Below are 14,498 nucleotides of genomic sequence, written 5' to 3'. Positions count from 1 at the left end.
GTGCCGATCCCCATCGGGCAGGATAAGCGGATGCCGAGCCTGACCCGTGTAGAGGCGACCGCGCGTGGCGCGGCGATTACCGTCGAGTCCTATCAGGTGGACCTCGACCTGACCGGTGACGGCGACGTGTTCCGCTCCCGCGCCCAGATCCGGTTTCGGGCCACCGCCGGCGCCGCGACCTTCGTCGAGGTCAGGCCCACCACACTGCGCGGTGTACGCCTCAACGACCGCGACCTGGACCCCGGCCTGCTCACCGACAACCGGCTGCCGCTCGACGACCTGGCCGAGGAGAACACCCTCGTCGTCGAGGCCGAGATGGCGTACTCCAAGACGGGGGAGGGGATGCACCGCTTCGTCGACCCGGCCGACGGCGAGACCTACCTCTACGCCGAGTCCTTCCTCGACAACGCGCCGCGCATCTTCGCCGCCTTCGACCAACCCGACCTCAAGGCCCCGGTCACCCTCACGGTCACCGCGCCGCAGCAGTGGATCGTCGCCGGCAACGCCGAGCTGGCCGCCAACCCGGCCCCCGGGCGCTGGGAGTTCGCCCCGAGCGCGCCCCTGGCCACGTACTTCTTCTCGCTGATCGCCGGGCCGTACCACGTCCGGCGGGCCGAGCACGACGGCATACCGCTGGGCATCTACTGCCGCCGGTCGCTCGCCGACCACCTGGACGCCGACGCCGAGGAGATCTTCACCATCACCCGGCAGTGCCTGGACCGGTTCCACCAGCTCTTCACCGAACGCTACCCGTTCGGCAAGTACGACCAGGCGTTCGTGCCCGAGTTCAACGGCGGCGCGATGGAGAACCCGGGCCTGGTCACCTTCCGCGACGACTACGTGTTCCGTTCAGCGGTCACCGACACCCAGCGCGAGCAGCGGGCCGGCACCATCGCCCACGAGATGGCCCACATGTGGTTCGGTGACCTGGTCACCATGCGCTGGTGGGACGACCTGTGGTTGAACGAGTCCTTCGCCGAGTACCTCGGCACCCGGGTCACCGCCGAGGCGACCCGCTTCGATCAGGCCTGGACCACCTTCGCCATGCGGCGCAAGGCCTGGGGTTACGCCGCCGACCAGCGGCCCTCCACCCACCCGATCGCTCCGCAGGAGGTCGTCGACGCCGAGGCGGGCCTGCTCAACTTCGACGGCATCTCGTACGCCAAGGGCGCCAGCGTGCTGCGTCAGCTGGTCGCGTGGCTCGGCGACGAGGCGTTCCTCGCCGGCCTGAACGCGCACTTCGCAGCACACCGTTTCGGCAACGCCACCCTCGCCGACCTGCTGGCCAGCCTCTCCGCCAGCAGCGGACGGGACCTGTCCGACTGGGCCGAGCTGTGGTTGCGCCGCCCGCAGGTCAACACGCTGCGTGCCGAGGTCGCCGTCGACGCGGACGGTCGCTACACCGAGGTGGCAGTGGTGCAGACCGCGCCCGAGTCGTACCCGGTGCTGCGCCCACACCGGATCGGCGTGGGCCGCTACTCGATGGACGGCACCGGGCGGCGCGACGAGGTGGACATCGACCCGAACGCCGACGGAGGCCGCACCGTGCTCGGTGCGTTGACCGGCGAGCCGGCGGCCCGGTTGTTGCTGCTCAACGACGGTGACCTCACCTTCGCGAAGGTACGCCTCGACCCGGCGTCGGCGGACGCCGTTCCGCAGGTGCTGCCCGGTCTGACCGACCCACTGGCCCGGGCGGTGCTCTGGCGCGAGGCACTGGACGCGGTGACCGACGGCGAGCGGCCGGTCACCGGTCTGGTCGACCTGATGGCCGCCGCGCTGCCCACCGAGACCGAGGTGATCATCGCGGAGGACGTGCTGACACTCAGCCGGTCCCTGGTCGACCGCTACCTCGACCCGCTGACCCGCACCGCGGCGCTGGCCAGGGTCGCGAGGGCGTGCCAGCGGCTGCTCGACGGCGCGCCGGCCGGTGAGTCGTTGCAGCTCGCCGCCGCGCGGGGTTGGATCGCTGCGACCACCGACGCTGATCTGCTCGTCGGTTGGCTCGCCGGCCGGGACGTGCCGGCCGGCCTGAAGGTCGATGCGGAGCTGCGCTGGGCGGTGCTGCGTCGCCTGGTGGTGCTCGGCGCCGCCGGCGAGTCGGAGATCGCCATCGAGGCCGCCGCCGACAACAGCTCCACGGGCGCGGAACGGGCCGCCCACTGCCGGGCCGCCCTGCCCGACCCGGTGACAAAGCAGGCGACCTGGGAGATCATCCTGCGGGACACCGAGCTGTCCGGTCGGCTGCTCGAGGCGATCACCGAGGGGTTCTGGCAGCCCGAGCAGGCCGACCTGACCGCTGCGTACGTCGATCGGTACTTCGCGGAGATGCCGGCCGCCGCGCACCGGCGTACCCCCTGGACGGCCGACCGGGTGGCCGCCCTGGCGTTCCCCCGCTACGCCGTGGCGCAGCCCACCCGGGAGGCGGCCGCAGCGCTGCTGGCCCGCGACGACCTGACCCCCGGCCTGCGCCGGGTGGTGACCGACGCCGACGACGACCTGCGTCGCGCGCTGGTCGCCCGGACGGCGGTGGCCGCCGCCTCGGCCTGACCGCAGAGCAGCGCGGCCTGACACCGTGGGCTGGCCCGGCGCGGGCTGGCTCGGCGCGGGCTCGCCGCTGCGGGGTGGCTGGCCGGCCACCCCGCAGCCACAGCTCAGCGCAGGGCGGGCTCGGCCGTGACCGGCGCGTCCCAGTCAATGACGTAGCGCTGCTCGTCGGCGACGGTCTTCTCCGGGTCCAGCACCGTGCGCACCATGAGCGGCATCAGCAACGGCATCAGCGTCCGCGCGACCGCACCGGGGGCCTTCGCTTGGTTGATCCGGGCCGCGCGGGCCGCGACCTTCTCCACCCGGGTACGACGCAGCCGCACGTACGCGGCGAACGCCGCCTGGACGTCCGGCAGGTCACGCAGGCAGCGGGCGAGTTGCACCCCGCTCTCGATGGCCAACGACGCGCCCTGCCCCGAACTGTTCGACGGTGCGTGCGCCGCGTCGCCGACCAACACCATCCGGTCCCGATACCAGTGCGGCACGGGCGGCATGATCTGCAACGACCCGACGACCTGGAGGTCGTCGGCGTTGCTGGTCGCCGCCAACTCCCGGCCCGGGTCGTCGTCGCCGTAGGTGGCGCGCAGCGTGTCCAGCCACTGCTCCGCCGGCACCGCCCGGGCCTCGACGAGGCTCATCGGCCGCTCCTGCGGCAGGTTGGCCCCCCACCGGGTGCCGCCGCCGGGCTCCGGCCAGTACAGGTAGTAGCCGCGCCGACCGAACGCGAACGTCATCGTGCCCGGCTCGGCGTCCACCTCGTGCCGGGCGACCGCCTCGACGCCGAGCAGCCCGGTGAACCGGGGCCCGGGCGCGGCCGGGTCGATGAGACCCCGGACCGTGGAGCGGATCCCGTCCGCGCCGACGAGGATGTCGGCGGTCGCCGTGCTGCCGTCCTCGAAGCGTGCGGTCACGCCGTCGCCGGTCTGCTCGGCGTGGACCAGCCGCTTGCCGTACGCGAACGGCACGCCCTCGGCGAATGCCTGGTCGTGCAGCACCTGGTACAGCTCGGCCCGGTGCACCACGTGCAGCGGTGGCACCCCGGTCAGCGTGGGCATGTCGATGCGGCGGCGGCCGACGGTCAGAGCGCTGCGGTCGATCGGTGTGGCGATCGCCGTCACCGCCTCGTGCGCGCCGACCGTACGCAGAGCCGCCACTCCGTTGGGCGCGAGGGCGAGGGTGCCGCCGATGCCGCTGGCCGTGGTCGGGTACGCCTCGTAGACGGTTGCGGTGATGCCGGCGCGGCGCAGCGCGAGCGCTGTCACCGGCCCGGCGATGCCACCGCCGATGACGATCGCGGTTCGTACCGTGGTCATGCTCTCTCCCTGGGTGTGGTCGTCGGTGCGCGTGCGCGCGGACCTGGTGCGGTCGGTGCGCGGGCGCGCGGACCTTGTGTGGTCGGTGCGCGTGCGCGCGGACCTGGGAGGGAGCCCGGTTATCCTCATGGTTGCCGCTTCGGGCCGGGTGCCTTCCCAGGCGTCGGTTCGGGGTCAGGGCCCCGGTGAGGTGTTGGCGCACCTCGCCGGGGCCGCTCTTCAGCCGGTGGTGTCGGCTCTCCGGCTGCTGCTGTCGGGGCGTTCGGCGCTGTCGGGTCTGGCCTCCGGAGTGTGGGTGGTTGGGGTGTCGGAGTTGGCCTTCGGGGTGCTGCTTCTCTGGGCCAACTCGGTCAGCTCGGCCGGCATCTCGCCGGTCTCGTGGAAGGTCCGCCAGGTGTCCAACCCGGGGTAACTGCCCGAGGTCAGCTCGGCGAGCAGCGCCCGCAGCCAGGCCGCCTCCGCGTCCCGCATGGCGAGGTCGTACTCCGACTCGACCAGGAACAGTCGCGGGATCTCCCGCAGGTACGCGTCGAGCGCTTCGCGGTCCTGGCGGATCGCGGCCTCCAGCAGATCAAGCCGTTGCCGCAGCAGGTCGGTGGCCTCGTCCGGGTGCAACGCGGCGAGCACGGACAACCCGGCCCGGAAACGGGGATGCTCCGCCATCGGGGTGGAGACCAGCTCGCGGGCCCAGTCGACCAGCTCCGCCCGCCCAGCGTTGGTGATCCGGTAGACGGTGCGTTCCGGGCGTCGGCCCTCGCGCACGCTTTCCACCGCCTCGATCAGGTGGTGTTTGTCCAGGTTGCCGATCACCGTGTAGAAGGACCCCCACTTGAACTCCATGTCCTGGTCCTTGCCCCAGGCGCGCAGTGCGGTGGCGATCTCGTACGGGTGCATCGGCCGCTGGACCAGGGCGGACAGCACGGCCAGCGCCAGCAGATTGCCGACCTTGCGCCGCTTCGGCACGATGACCCCCTCGCTCGTGGCCGGTTACTCGTCGACGAATATACGCCGACGGGCGGATTGCTGCGACCCCTGTGGGCGGCGCGCCCTGCGTGCGGCGCCCCTCCCTTGATCGACTCGGCTTTCTTGAACTCGCGGTGTCCGGGTCTCCGGGAAGGGCCGACTTTCAGGAAGTCGAGTCGATCACGGCCCGCCAGCCGAGTCGATCACCGCGCGGGGCCGAGTCGATTGCCGCGCCGATCCGAGTCGATCACCGCGGGGCGTCGGGTGGTCGCGGCGCGCTGGGTCACGGCCGGAGCGGAGTGACGTACGGCGGTGCTGGGCCGGGGCGGTCGGCCACGACGCTCGGCCTACGATCATTGGGTGGAGGAAGATATCCGGCGGATCGGGATCATGGGTGGCACCTTCGACCCGATCCACCACGGGCACCTCGTCGCGGCCAGCGAGGTGGCGGACCGGTTCGGCCTGGACGAGGTGGTCTTCGTGCCCACTGGACAGCCCTGGCAGAAGGCCGACGAGCCGGTCAGCCCGGCCGAGGACCGGTACCTGATGACAGTGATCGCCACCGCTTCCAACCCGCGCTTCCAGGTGAGCCGGGTCGACATCGACCGCAGTGGGCCGACCTACACCGTCGACACGCTGCGTGACCTGCACGCCGAGTACGGCCCGAAGGTGCAGCTGTTCTTCATCACCGGCGCGGACGCCCTGCAACGCATCCTGTCCTGGAAGGACCTGGACGAGATCTTCGAGCTGGCCCATTTCATCGGCGTGACCCGGCCCGGTTTCCCGCTGAGTGACAAGCACCTTCCGGCGGATACCGTCAGTCTGATCCAGGTGCCCGCGATGTCCATTTCGTCGACAGATTGTCGTGCTCGGGTCGCCAGAGGTGAGCCGGTCTGGTATTTGGTGCCCGACGGTGTGGTGCAGTACATCGCCAAGCGGAGCCTCTATCAACGCTGAGCGCACCCGTTATGCCCAGGTTCGTGGCGCTAACCGACCAGAACTGGCCGATCGGGGTGCCGCCGGGTATGAGACGCTTGGAGGATCGCACGCTTGATCGAAGGAGAACGGTGACAGTTTCCGAACGCGCTCACGAGCTGGCTATCGCGGCCGCCCAGGCCGCCGCTGACAAGAAGGCGCAGGACATCACGATCATCGACGTCGGCGACCAGCTCGCCATCACCGACGCGTTCGTGCTCGCCGCTGCCCCCAACGAGCGTCAGGTGCTGGCCATCGTCGACGCCATCGAGGAGAGCCTGCTGGAGCTGCCGGAGAAGGCGAAGCCGGTGCGGCGCGAGGGCGAGCGTGGTGGCCGCTGGGTGCTGCTCGACTACGTCGACATCGTGGTGCACGTCCAGCACACCGAGGAGCGCGAGTTCTACGGGCTCGACCGCCTCTGGAAGGACTGCCCCACCATCCCGTTCGTCGATCGCGACCTGGTCGAGGCCGACGCCAGCGGGTCCGCCACCGCCGAATGACCCGACTGATCGTCTGGCGGCACGGCAACACCGACTGGAACGCCGCCAACCGCGTCCAGGGGCAGACCGACGTACCCCTCAACGAGCTTGGCCGCGACCAGGCCCGCGCCGCCGCCCCGCTGCTTGCGGGGCTGCGGCCCGACGCCATCGTGGCCAGCGACCTCAGCCGCGCCGCCGACACCGCCGCCGCGCTCGCCGCGCTGACGGGCCTACCGGTACGCACCGACGCCCGGCTGCGCGAGCGGCACTTCGGCCAGTGGCAGGGTCTGCACCTCACCGAGGTCGCCGAGCGTTTCCCCGAGGAGTACGCGCGCTGGCGGGCCGGCGACCCCGACCCGGGCACGGATCTGGAGCCCCTGCACGTCCTCGGTGAGCGGGTCGGTGCCGCGCTACGGGAGGCAGCCGACGCGGCCCCGGGCGGCACCGTGGTGATCGCCACTCACGGTGGCGGCTCCCGGCAGGGCATCGGTCACCTGCTCGGTTGGGACACTGCCGTGCTGCGCACCGTCGGTTCGCTGGCCAACTGCCACTGGACCGAGCTGCGCCACGACGATGTCCGCGGATGGCAGTTGCGGGCGCACAACGTCGGTTTGATCACCGCCCCGGTCGCCGTCGACGCGGTCTGAGCACTCGCGCCTCGGCGTTCCCGGCCTCGATCGGCTAGCGTGCCGGGCATGCCCGTCGCGGTTGTCATCGACTCCACCGCCTACCTTCCGTCCGAGCTGGTGCAGGCGCACCGGCTGACCGTCGTGCCGTTGACCGTCGTGCTCAACGGCGCGGAAGGGCTGGAGGGGGTGGAGACCCAGCCGGCCGACGCCACCCTGGCGCTGAGCGCCCGCCGGGTCACCGCGACCACCTCCCGCCCAGCGCCCGAGCAGTTCGCCCGGACGTACCGCCGACTGCTCGACGACGGCGCCGACGGGATCGTCTCGGTGCACATCTCCGCCGCGCTGTCCGGCACGGTGGAGGCCGCCCGGCTCGCCGCCGCCGACCTGGACGGCCGGGTCGAGGTCGTGGACAGCCGCTCGGCGGGCATGGGGCTGGGCTTTCCGGCCATCGCCGCCGCCACCGCCGCCGAGGCTGGCGCCGACCTTGCCGCTGTACGCGACGCGGCGCTCGCCGCCATCGCCCGCACCACCGTCTGGTTCTACGTCGACACGCTGGAGTTCCTGCGCCGGGGCGGCCGGATCAACGCGGCCGAGGCGTTGGTCGGCACCGCGCTGTCCGTCAAGCCGATCATGCACATGCCGGACGGGGCGATCGTGCTGCGGGAGAAGGTCCGCACCGCCAGCCGGGGAGTGGCCCGTCTCGTGGACCTGGCCGTCGAGGCGGCCGACGGCGACGACGTGGATCTCGGGGTGCACCACCTGGCTGCACCGCAACGAGCCGAGGCGTTGCGCGCCGCGCTGACCGAGCGGTTCGGTGACCGGCTGCACGACACGTACGTCTCCGAGGCGGGTGCGGTCGTCGCCGCGCACGCCGGGCCCGGCCTGGCCTGTGTGGTCGTCCACCGCCGACCGGAGGGCTGAGCCGTGCCCACGTCGTGCGTGGTGACCGGAGGCGGTCGCGGTGTCGGCCGGGCCGTGGTGGAACGGCTGCTGGCGACCGGCGCCACCATCGTCGTACTGGAACGCGACGCCGACGCGGTCGACTGGTTGGCCGACCATCCGGCCTCCGATCGGCTCGTCGCGGTGGTCGGCGACGCCGCCGACGAGCAGGTGGCCGAGCGCGCCGCCGAGCTGGCGGACCGGGCCGCGCCGCTGACCGGCTGGGTGAACAACGCAGCGGTGTTCCGCGACGCCACGCTGCACTCCGCGTCGGCCGACACGGTGCTGGAGCTGATCGGGTTGAATCTGCGCCCGGCCGTGGTGGGCGCCGCGGTCGCCGTCCGCCGCTTCCTGGCCCGCGCCGCCGGCGGCGCGATCGTCAACGTCTCGTCGCACCAGGCCCGCCGACCGGTGTCTGGTGCCCTGCCGTACGCGACGGCGAAGGCCGCCGTGGAAGGGCTCACCCGGGCGCTGGCCGTCGAGTACGGGCGGCACGGCATCCGCGCCAACGCGGTCGCGCTCGGCTCGATCGCCACCGACCGGCACGCCGAATTCCTCGCCGCGCAGGAGCCCAGCCAGGCCCAGTGGATCGACGCCGAGCTGACCCGGCTGCACCCGGTGGGTCGCATCGGGCGGGCCGAGGAGGTTGCCGAGGCGGTCGCGTACCTGTTGTCGCCCGCGGCGAGTTTCGTCAACGGGGTGACGCTGCCGGTGGACGGCGGACGGGCCGTACTCGGCCTCGACCCAGAGGCCCGCTGACCACCTAGATCACTCGGTTTCTAGCTGTCGGCGACGAAGACGCCCTGGCCCTGCTGACCGTAAATCAGGTTCCGCTCGTGCAGCTCCTTGACGGCTCGATAGGCCGTTGAGCGTGCCACGTTGTACAGCTCGCCGATCTCGGACACCGACGGCAGTTGTTGGCCAGGCAAGTATTCGCCCGCGCGGATCTTCTGCTCGATGTCATCCGCAACGCGGCGGTAGTGCGGTGGTCTCGTCGGCATGAGCGGCTCTCCCGGACTTCAGCGGAGATCATGTTTCCAGCCCGGGCGTGATCGGGACAAGGCGGCAACGCGGCAAAGTGGAGATAGTGAGAACTTGACTACACTGAGACAGTGGATACAGTGAGACAGTGGCCGGGTGCTCCTGGACTTCAGCACTCCTGAGGTATCCGGTCTGCCCGCCCTGAGGGAGCGCATCGCAAGGCTTCGGCCCCCAGGGCGGGCTACTTCGGATCGCGCGGAGGCGCCGAACATGCCAATCGATGAACCGGTGTCCACGGCGACCGAACTGTTCATGGCCAAGCGGGTGCTGGATGCTCACTGGACCCGGGCGCTCGACCGGCCGTGGCGCGCGGGCGGGTGCCTGGAGTGCCGAGGACACAGCGACTGCCGACAACTCGACTGGGCGTTGGCGCTCATGGCAGAAGTCGCCTCGGTCATGCTCCAGAAACGGTGAATGATCCTGCCCCCGCCGCTGTGTTAGCCTCCGTGCGCGCCCCAGATGGGCCTACCCCCGGAGGTTCTGGCTACTTCAGCCACCACGCCGAGATCGATGCGATGTACGCGTCTCTCGTGCGGGATCCGGGGCGTCGGTGCCCTCGGGGCTTCGTCATCTGCGTGGCTGGGTGAACGCTGTGGGGCCTCCGGTCGGGTCTTCGGATCGACCGGGAAGAAGACGGTACGGATGACAGTCACGTTCAACCACACCATCATCGCCAGCAAGGACAAGAGCGCCTCGGCCGCGTTCTACCGGGAGCTGTTCGAGCTGCCGGAGGCGCCATCGTGGGGGCCGTTTGCCAACGTCCAGCTGGATGAGGGCGTGCTGCTCCAGTTCGCCGAGCCGCCGGTGGACATCCAGATGCAGCACTACGCGTTCCTCGTCGACGACGAGTTGTTCGTGCGGTGCCTGGCGTTCGTCGAGGGGCGGGGCATCACGTACTGGGCCGACCCGCAGCTGAAGCGGGAGGGGGAGACCAACACCGAGCACGGTGGCCGGGGCTTCTACTTCTTCGACCCGGCCGGCCACGCGATCGAGATCATCACCCGGCCGTACCTGTAGCAGGCCTGTCGGCCGGTGGGGCAGGGTTGTCCCACCGGCCGTCAGCCTCGCTGCTGAGCCTCGTGGGTCGGGGGGTCCGCGCTCTCGCCCGGGCGTAGGGGATCTCAGGGGTGCGCGGACAGGTCGAGGAGGTCGCGGGCGCCCCTGCCGGAGCAGGGCGGCGGCGACGGAGGTCCCGAGGGTGATCGGATCCGCCGCCCACTCGTGTACGTCGAGCACGGTCTTAGCGTCGACGCTGATCACCCTCGCCCGTAGGCCGAGGCGTCCGTCGGATTCGGTGCGGGCAAGCGCAGCGATGGGGGAGTGACAGTTCCCTTGCAGGATGTGCAGCATGGTCCGTTCCGCCACGGTCTCCCGCCAGGCCCGTGGGTCGCCGAGGCTGACTGCCAGGTCACGGGTGCTGGTGTCGTCTTCCCGGCATTGCAGGACCAGGGTGCCGGAGCCGACGGCGGGGACCATCGTGTCGACGTCGATCGGGTGGGTGATGCGGGCGGCCTGCCCGATCCGCTCCAGCCCGGAGAACGCGAGCAGCAGCGCGTCGTACCTGTCCCCGGCGTCGAGTTTGGCGAGCCTGCTGTTCGCGTTGCCACGGATGGCCACCGGCACCAGGTTCGGCCAGTGCAGCGCCAGTTGCGCCACCCGCCGGACGGCGGAGGTGCCGATCCGGGTGCCGGGGGGCAGCTGGTCGATCCGCAGCCCGCCCGGGTGCACGAGGCAGTCCCGGACATCGTCACGGGCCAGGTAGGCGGCCATCACGGTGCCGGCTGGCGCCGGCCGGTCTCCGGGGACGTCCTTGACGCAGTGCACCACCAGGTCCACATCCCCGGCGACCAGGGCGGCGTCCACCTCCTTGGTGAACGCCTCCTTGCCGCCCAGGGCGGCCAGGTCACCGTGCCAGCGGTCCCCGCTTGTCGACATCGACAGCACGTCCACCGTGACCTCGGGGTGCCGATCGGCGAGCATCGCGCGGACCCGCTCGACCTGGGCGAGAGCCATCGGAGAGTTGCGGGTGCCGATGCGCAGCAGGCGGGAGTCGGACATACCGGCGAGGGTAGTCCGCTCGCTGCCGGCGTCCGCGACCAGACCCGCCGCCCAGGCCAGGCGCCGTAGTTCGACCCCGCATAGCAGATCGGAGCATGATCGGGGCGTTGTCCACAGTGCCGGTGGTTGTCCACAGGACAGCGCCCGTCACCCTCCACCGTCCCGGCCGCCGCCATAGCGTCGCGCTGTGTCGCACGACGAGGAGACAGAGGTACGCCAGCGCCTGCGCCGGCTGACGGAGGCGGCTACCGCGCCGCCGCCCCGGCCGGAGGCGCCGCTCACGGGCGTACCCCCGTCGTCCCTGGTCGGGGCGCAGCCCGCGGCCGTGCTGTCCTCAAAGCCCGCCGAGCTGGTCGCGGAGTTGGCATCGGACGGCCTTGCGCTCCCGCCCGAGTCACGGTTGCCCGGGCCGGGGGCGTTCGACCCCGGGCGGCGGGGTGTGCGGGCGTTGGCGGTGGTCGCCGTGGTGGTGGTCGTGGGTGCGGCAGGTTGGGCCTGGCAGGCCCGGCCGCAGGCGGAGCCGGTCGCCCCGCTGGCCGGCAACACGGTGTCGGCCGCGCCGGCTGTGGGTGACCCCAGCGTGTCCAGCTCCGGCGAGGTGGTGGTGGCGGTCGCGGGCAAGGTCCGAAAACCCGGTCTGGTACGCCTGCCGGCCGGATCCAGGCTCGCCGACGCGGTGCAGGCGGCCGGTGGCGCGCTCCCGGGGGTCGACGTGGCGCTGCTCAACCCCGCCCGCAAGGTCACCGACGGCGAGCTGATCGTGGTCGGGGTGACGCCACCGCCGGTGCCGGGTGGTGTGGCCGGGCCTGCGGCGGGCGGTGCGGCTCCCGCCGCCGGGCCGCTGAACCTCAACACCGCGACACTGGCGCAGCTCGACGCGCTGCCCGGGGTGGGGCCGGTGCTCGCCCAACGGATCCTCACCCATCGGGATCAGCACGGCGGGTTCAAGTCCGTTGGCGACCTACGCCAGGTCGACGGGATCGGCGATGCCCGTTACGAGCAGCTCAAGGATCTGGTGACGGTATGAGCGACTCCGCCGTCGCCGCAGACCCACCACCGGTCGGCCGGCCCCAGCCCCGGTTGCCGGCCGGGCCGGCGCAGCCCGCGCCGTCGGCCGGCCGGGCCCGGCCGGAGCCGCCGGATCTGCGACTGGCTGGGCTCGCCGTGGCGGCCTGGCTCACGGCGCTCGCCGGCCTGCACCTCGGCAGCCGCACCACGCTGCTGGTGGCCGGCACGGTGGCCGGTCTGACGGCAATTGGTGCCGCGCACCTGCTCGGCCGCCTCGGCAGTCCCCGAGCCGTGGTGCGGCGCTACGGGTGGGTGGCCGTGGCGGTCGGCCTCGGAGTGGTCTGCGCTGGTGCGGCCACCGCCGCCCGACTCGCCGTTCGCGACGCGCCGGCGATCCGCGCCCTCGCCGAGCAACGCGCTCCGATCACCGCCGACCTGGTCGTCCGGGACGATCCGCGCCCGATCCGGAGCGCCGGGCGGCCGGGGATGCTGCTGGTGTCGTCCGAGCTGGTCCGGCTCACCGGCCCGGATGGTCGACGGATCCACGCGTCGGTGCGGCTGCTCGTCCTGGCCACCGACCCGGCGTGGCGGGGCCTCCTTCCCGGGCAGCGCCTCACCGTTGACGGCCGGCTCGGCGTTTCGCGCGGCGGCGACCTCACCTCGGCGGTGCTCAGCACCAACGGCCCACCGGAACGGCACGGCGCGCCGTCTTGGGCGCAGCGCGCCGCCGGGACGCTGCGTACCGGCCTGCAACGGGCCTGCGCGCCGCTGCCCGACGATCCCGGTGGGCTGCTGCCCGGTCTGGTGGTGGGTGACACCAGCCGACTGCCACCCGCCGTCGAGGCCGACTTCCAGGCCACCGGGATGACCCACCTCAACGCGGTCTCCGGCTCCAACGTCGCGATCGTGGTGGGTGCGGTGCTGTTGCTGGCCCGGTGGTCGCGCGCTGGTCCGTGGCTCGCCGCCGCGCTGTGTGGGGTGGCGCTGGTGGGGTTCGTCATCCTGGTCCGCCCATCGCCGAGCGTCGTACGGGCAGCCACGATGGGAGCGATCGGGCTCGCCGCGCTCGCCGCCGGTCGACCTCGGGCGGCGCTTCCCGCGTTGGCCGCCGCCGTGACCGTGCTGGTGCTCGTCGATCCCGAGCTGGCCGGAGATCCCGGGTTCGCTCTCTCCGTGCTGGCCACCGGCGGCCTGCTGCTGCTCGCGCCACGGTGGCGGGACGGATTGCGTCGGCGAGGCGTCCCGCCTGGGCTGGCCGAGGCGCTGGCCGTGCCGGCGGCTGCCCAACTTGCCTGCGGCCCGGTCGTCGCCGGGATCTCCGGCACGGTGAGTCTGGTGGCGGTGCCGGCGAACCTGCTGGCGGTGCCGGCCATCGCGCCAGCGACCGTGCTGGGCGTGCTGGCGGCCATGGTGTCGCCGATCTGGCCGGCCGGTGCCGAGTTCGTCGCGTGGCTGGCGAGTTGGCCGGCCTGGTGGCTGGTGGTCATCGCCCGCCAGGGTGCTCGGCTGCCAGGTGGAACCCTGCCCTGGCCGGGCGGGGTGCCCGGTGCCCTGCTGCTGACCGGGCTGACTGTCGCGCTGCTGATTGCGGCGCGCCGGCCACTCGTACGCCGGCTGGTGGCGGTGGTTGGGGTCGCCGCCGTGCTGGGTGCCCTGCCGGTTCGGCTGCTGGCCGCCGGCTGGCCGCCCGCCGGGTGGGTGGTGGTGGCCTGCGCGGTGGGGCAGGGCGACGCCCTGGTGCTCCCGGTCGACCCCGGCCGGGCCGTGGTGGTGGACGCCGGGCCGGAACCGGGTGCGGTGGACGGTTGCCTGCGTCGGCTCGGCGTACGGGAGGTGCCCCTGCTGGTGATAAGTCACTTCCACGCGGACCACGTGGGCGGGGTGGCCGGGGTGTTCCGGGGGCGGCGGGTGGGTGCCGTGCTGACGCCTTCGTCCACCGACCCGGAGAGCGGTCGGGACCTGGTTCGGGCTGCGGCCAACGGCGGGCGGGCCGCACTGCTGACCACCGTGGCCGGCGCTCGCCACCCCGTGGGCGGGGTCGACCTGCTGGTGCTCGGCCCGCCGTACCCGCTGGCCGGGACCAGGTCCGACCCGAACAACAACTCGCTGGTGCTGCGCGCCACCGTGGCCGGGGTACGGATCGTGTTGGCCGGCGACGCCGAGACCGAGGAACAGCACGCGATGCTGGCGCGGGCGGCCCCCGGCCAGTTACGGGCGGACGTGTTGAAGGTCGCGCACCACGGGTCGGCGTATCAGGACCAGGGCTTCCTCGACGCGGTGCGGCCGACAGTGGCGCTCGTGCCGGTGGGCACCGGCAACACCTACGGGCACCCGAGTCCGGGGCTGCTCGCCCAACTGGGCAGGGGCGGCGTACGGGTGCTGCGTACCGACACGGACGGCGACGTGGCGGTGGTCCGAACGGGCGACGGTCTGGCGGTAGCCCGTCGAGGTGTGCCCGCGGGCCGCCAGCCCTGAACCCCGTGGGCCGACGGGCCTCTGATTAATCGGGCGACTTGCAGATTAAATGGGGAATTGAGTTGGATGTCTGG

General features: G+C 72.3%; 13 protein-coding genes and 1 pseudogene. 10 read left to right on the top strand and 4 right to left on the bottom strand.

All coding sequences use genetic code 11. From position 1 onward, the window contains the following. Window positions 1–30 precede the first annotated feature (30 nt). The gene (pepN, locus tag ACFYP0_RS14080) at window positions 31–2,547 is read left to right on the top strand and encodes an aminopeptidase N (protein WP_386995983.1); all 2,517 of its coding nucleotides are present in this window, start codon (window positions 31–33) and stop codon (window positions 2,545–2,547) included. 104 nt (window positions 2,548–2,651) lie between these two features. Here the strand turns inward: pepN and ACFYP0_RS14075 are convergent, their stop codons facing one another. Beyond that, window positions 2,652–3,857, bottom strand: coding sequence for an FAD-dependent oxidoreductase (locus tag ACFYP0_RS14075; RefSeq protein ID WP_356979883.1), 1,206 nt, complete (start codon window positions 3,855–3,857; stop codon window positions 2,652–2,654). A 219-nt stretch (window positions 3,858–4,076) separates the two neighbouring features. Then, the gene (locus ACFYP0_RS14070; RefSeq protein WP_124861372.1) at window positions 4,077–4,820 is read right to left on the bottom strand and encodes a PadR family transcriptional regulator; all 744 of its coding nucleotides are present in this window, start codon (window positions 4,818–4,820) and stop codon (window positions 4,077–4,079) included. Window positions 4,821–5,180: 360 nt separating this feature from the next. On the opposite strand from ACFYP0_RS14070, the gene nadD reads away from it, so the two are divergent. From nadD to ACFYP0_RS14045, 5 genes are all read left to right on the top strand, one after another. Beyond that, window positions 5,181–5,777, top strand: a complete 597-nt coding sequence (gene nadD, locus ACFYP0_RS14065; RefSeq protein WP_091409875.1) for a nicotinate-nucleotide adenylyltransferase — start codon at window positions 5,181–5,183, stop codon at window positions 5,775–5,777. A 110-nt stretch (window positions 5,778–5,887) separates the two neighbouring features. Next, on the top strand, window positions 5,888–6,295 hold the full coding sequence (gene rsfS / locus ACFYP0_RS14060; RefSeq protein WP_124861375.1) for a ribosome silencing factor: 408 nt from the start codon (window positions 5,888–5,890) through the stop codon (window positions 6,293–6,295). Next, window positions 6,292–6,921 (top strand): histidine phosphatase family protein, encoded by a 630-nt coding sequence (locus ACFYP0_RS14055; RefSeq protein ID WP_124861378.1) that lies wholly within the window; start codon window positions 6,292–6,294, stop codon window positions 6,919–6,921. Before rsfS ends, ACFYP0_RS14055 begins: the two co-directional genes overlap by 4 nt. Window positions 6,922–6,969: 48 nt before the next feature. Further along, on the top strand, window positions 6,970–7,824 hold the full coding sequence (locus ACFYP0_RS14050) for a DegV family protein (protein WP_124861380.1): 855 nt from the start codon (window positions 6,970–6,972) through the stop codon (window positions 7,822–7,824). 3 nt (window positions 7,825–7,827) lie between these two features. After that, a complete protein-coding gene (locus tag ACFYP0_RS14045) occupies window positions 7,828–8,601 on the top strand; it encodes an SDR family NAD(P)-dependent oxidoreductase (RefSeq protein ID WP_124861383.1) in 774 nt (257 codons plus the stop codon). A 20-nt stretch (window positions 8,602–8,621) separates the two neighbouring features. Here ACFYP0_RS14045 and ACFYP0_RS14040 read toward each other — a convergent pair whose 3' ends face one another. After that, the gene (locus ACFYP0_RS14040) at window positions 8,622–8,843 is read right to left on the bottom strand and encodes a GntR family transcriptional regulator (protein WP_124861386.1); all 222 of its coding nucleotides are present in this window, start codon (window positions 8,841–8,843) and stop codon (window positions 8,622–8,624) included. A gap of 250 nt (window positions 8,844–9,093) precedes the next feature. Between ACFYP0_RS14040 and ACFYP0_RS14035 the strand changes: the two genes are divergently transcribed. Both ACFYP0_RS14035 and ACFYP0_RS14030 read left to right on the top strand, forming a co-directional pair. Then, window positions 9,094–9,297: a hypothetical protein gene (locus ACFYP0_RS14035; RefSeq protein WP_124861389.1), complete on the top strand. Its 204-nt coding sequence runs from the start codon at window positions 9,094–9,096 to the stop codon at window positions 9,295–9,297. A 228-nt stretch (window positions 9,298–9,525) separates the two neighbouring features. After that, a complete protein-coding gene (locus ACFYP0_RS14030) occupies window positions 9,526–9,900 on the top strand; it encodes a VOC family protein (protein WP_112604312.1) in 375 nt (124 codons plus the stop codon). A gap of 204 nt (window positions 9,901–10,104) precedes the next feature. On the opposite strand, the pseudogene hemC reads toward ACFYP0_RS14030, so the two are convergent. Next, window positions 10,105–10,863: pseudogene (gene hemC, locus ACFYP0_RS14025) on the bottom strand (hydroxymethylbilane synthase); the annotation flags it as partial. A 265-nt stretch (window positions 10,864–11,128) separates the two neighbouring features. Between hemC and ACFYP0_RS14020 the strand changes: the two are divergent. Continuing rightward, window positions 11,129–11,968: a ComEA family DNA-binding protein gene (locus tag ACFYP0_RS14020; protein WP_356979878.1), complete on the top strand. Its 840-nt coding sequence runs from the start codon at window positions 11,129–11,131 to the stop codon at window positions 11,966–11,968. Next, window positions 11,965–14,424, top strand: a complete 2,460-nt coding sequence (locus tag ACFYP0_RS14015; RefSeq protein WP_386995977.1) for a ComEC/Rec2 family competence protein — start codon at window positions 11,965–11,967, stop codon at window positions 14,422–14,424. The genes ACFYP0_RS14020 and ACFYP0_RS14015 overlap by 4 nt, the downstream gene beginning before the upstream one ends. The last annotated feature ends 74 nt before the right edge of the window (window positions 14,425–14,498 follow it).

The sequence above is a fragment of the Micromonospora arida genome (genome assembly GCF_042873195.1).
In the GTDB taxonomy this organism is placed as follows: domain Bacteria; phylum Actinomycetota; class Actinomycetes; order Mycobacteriales; family Micromonosporaceae; genus Micromonospora; species Micromonospora arida.
Note: the sequence above shows the minus strand (reverse complement) of the source record. Positions and strands in the feature narration are given on the sequence as shown.

Coding starts and splice junctions, on each gene's coding strand:
- pepN (WP_386995983.1), top strand. CDS start 31: ATGCCGAGCCTGACCCGTGTAGAGGCGACCGCGCGTGGCGCGGCGATT.
- ACFYP0_RS14075 (WP_356979883.1), bottom strand. CDS start 3,857: ATGACCACGGTACGAACCGCGATCGTCATCGGCGGTGGCATCGCCGGG.
- ACFYP0_RS14055 (WP_124861378.1), top strand. CDS start 6,292: ATGACCCGACTGATCGTCTGGCGGCACGGCAACACCGACTGGAACGCC.
- ACFYP0_RS14050 (WP_124861380.1), top strand. CDS start 6,970: ATGCCCGTCGCGGTTGTCATCGACTCCACCGCCTACCTTCCGTCCGAG.
- ACFYP0_RS14040 (WP_124861386.1), bottom strand. CDS start 8,843: ATGCCGACGAGACCACCGCACTACCGCCGCGTTGCGGATGACATCGAG.
- ACFYP0_RS14035 (WP_124861389.1), top strand. CDS start 9,094: ATGCCAATCGATGAACCGGTGTCCACGGCGACCGAACTGTTCATGGCC.
- ACFYP0_RS14030 (WP_112604312.1), top strand. CDS start 9,526: ATGACAGTCACGTTCAACCACACCATCATCGCCAGCAAGGACAAGAGC.
- ACFYP0_RS14015 (WP_386995977.1), top strand. CDS start 11,965: ATGAGCGACTCCGCCGTCGCCGCAGACCCACCACCGGTCGGCCGGCCC.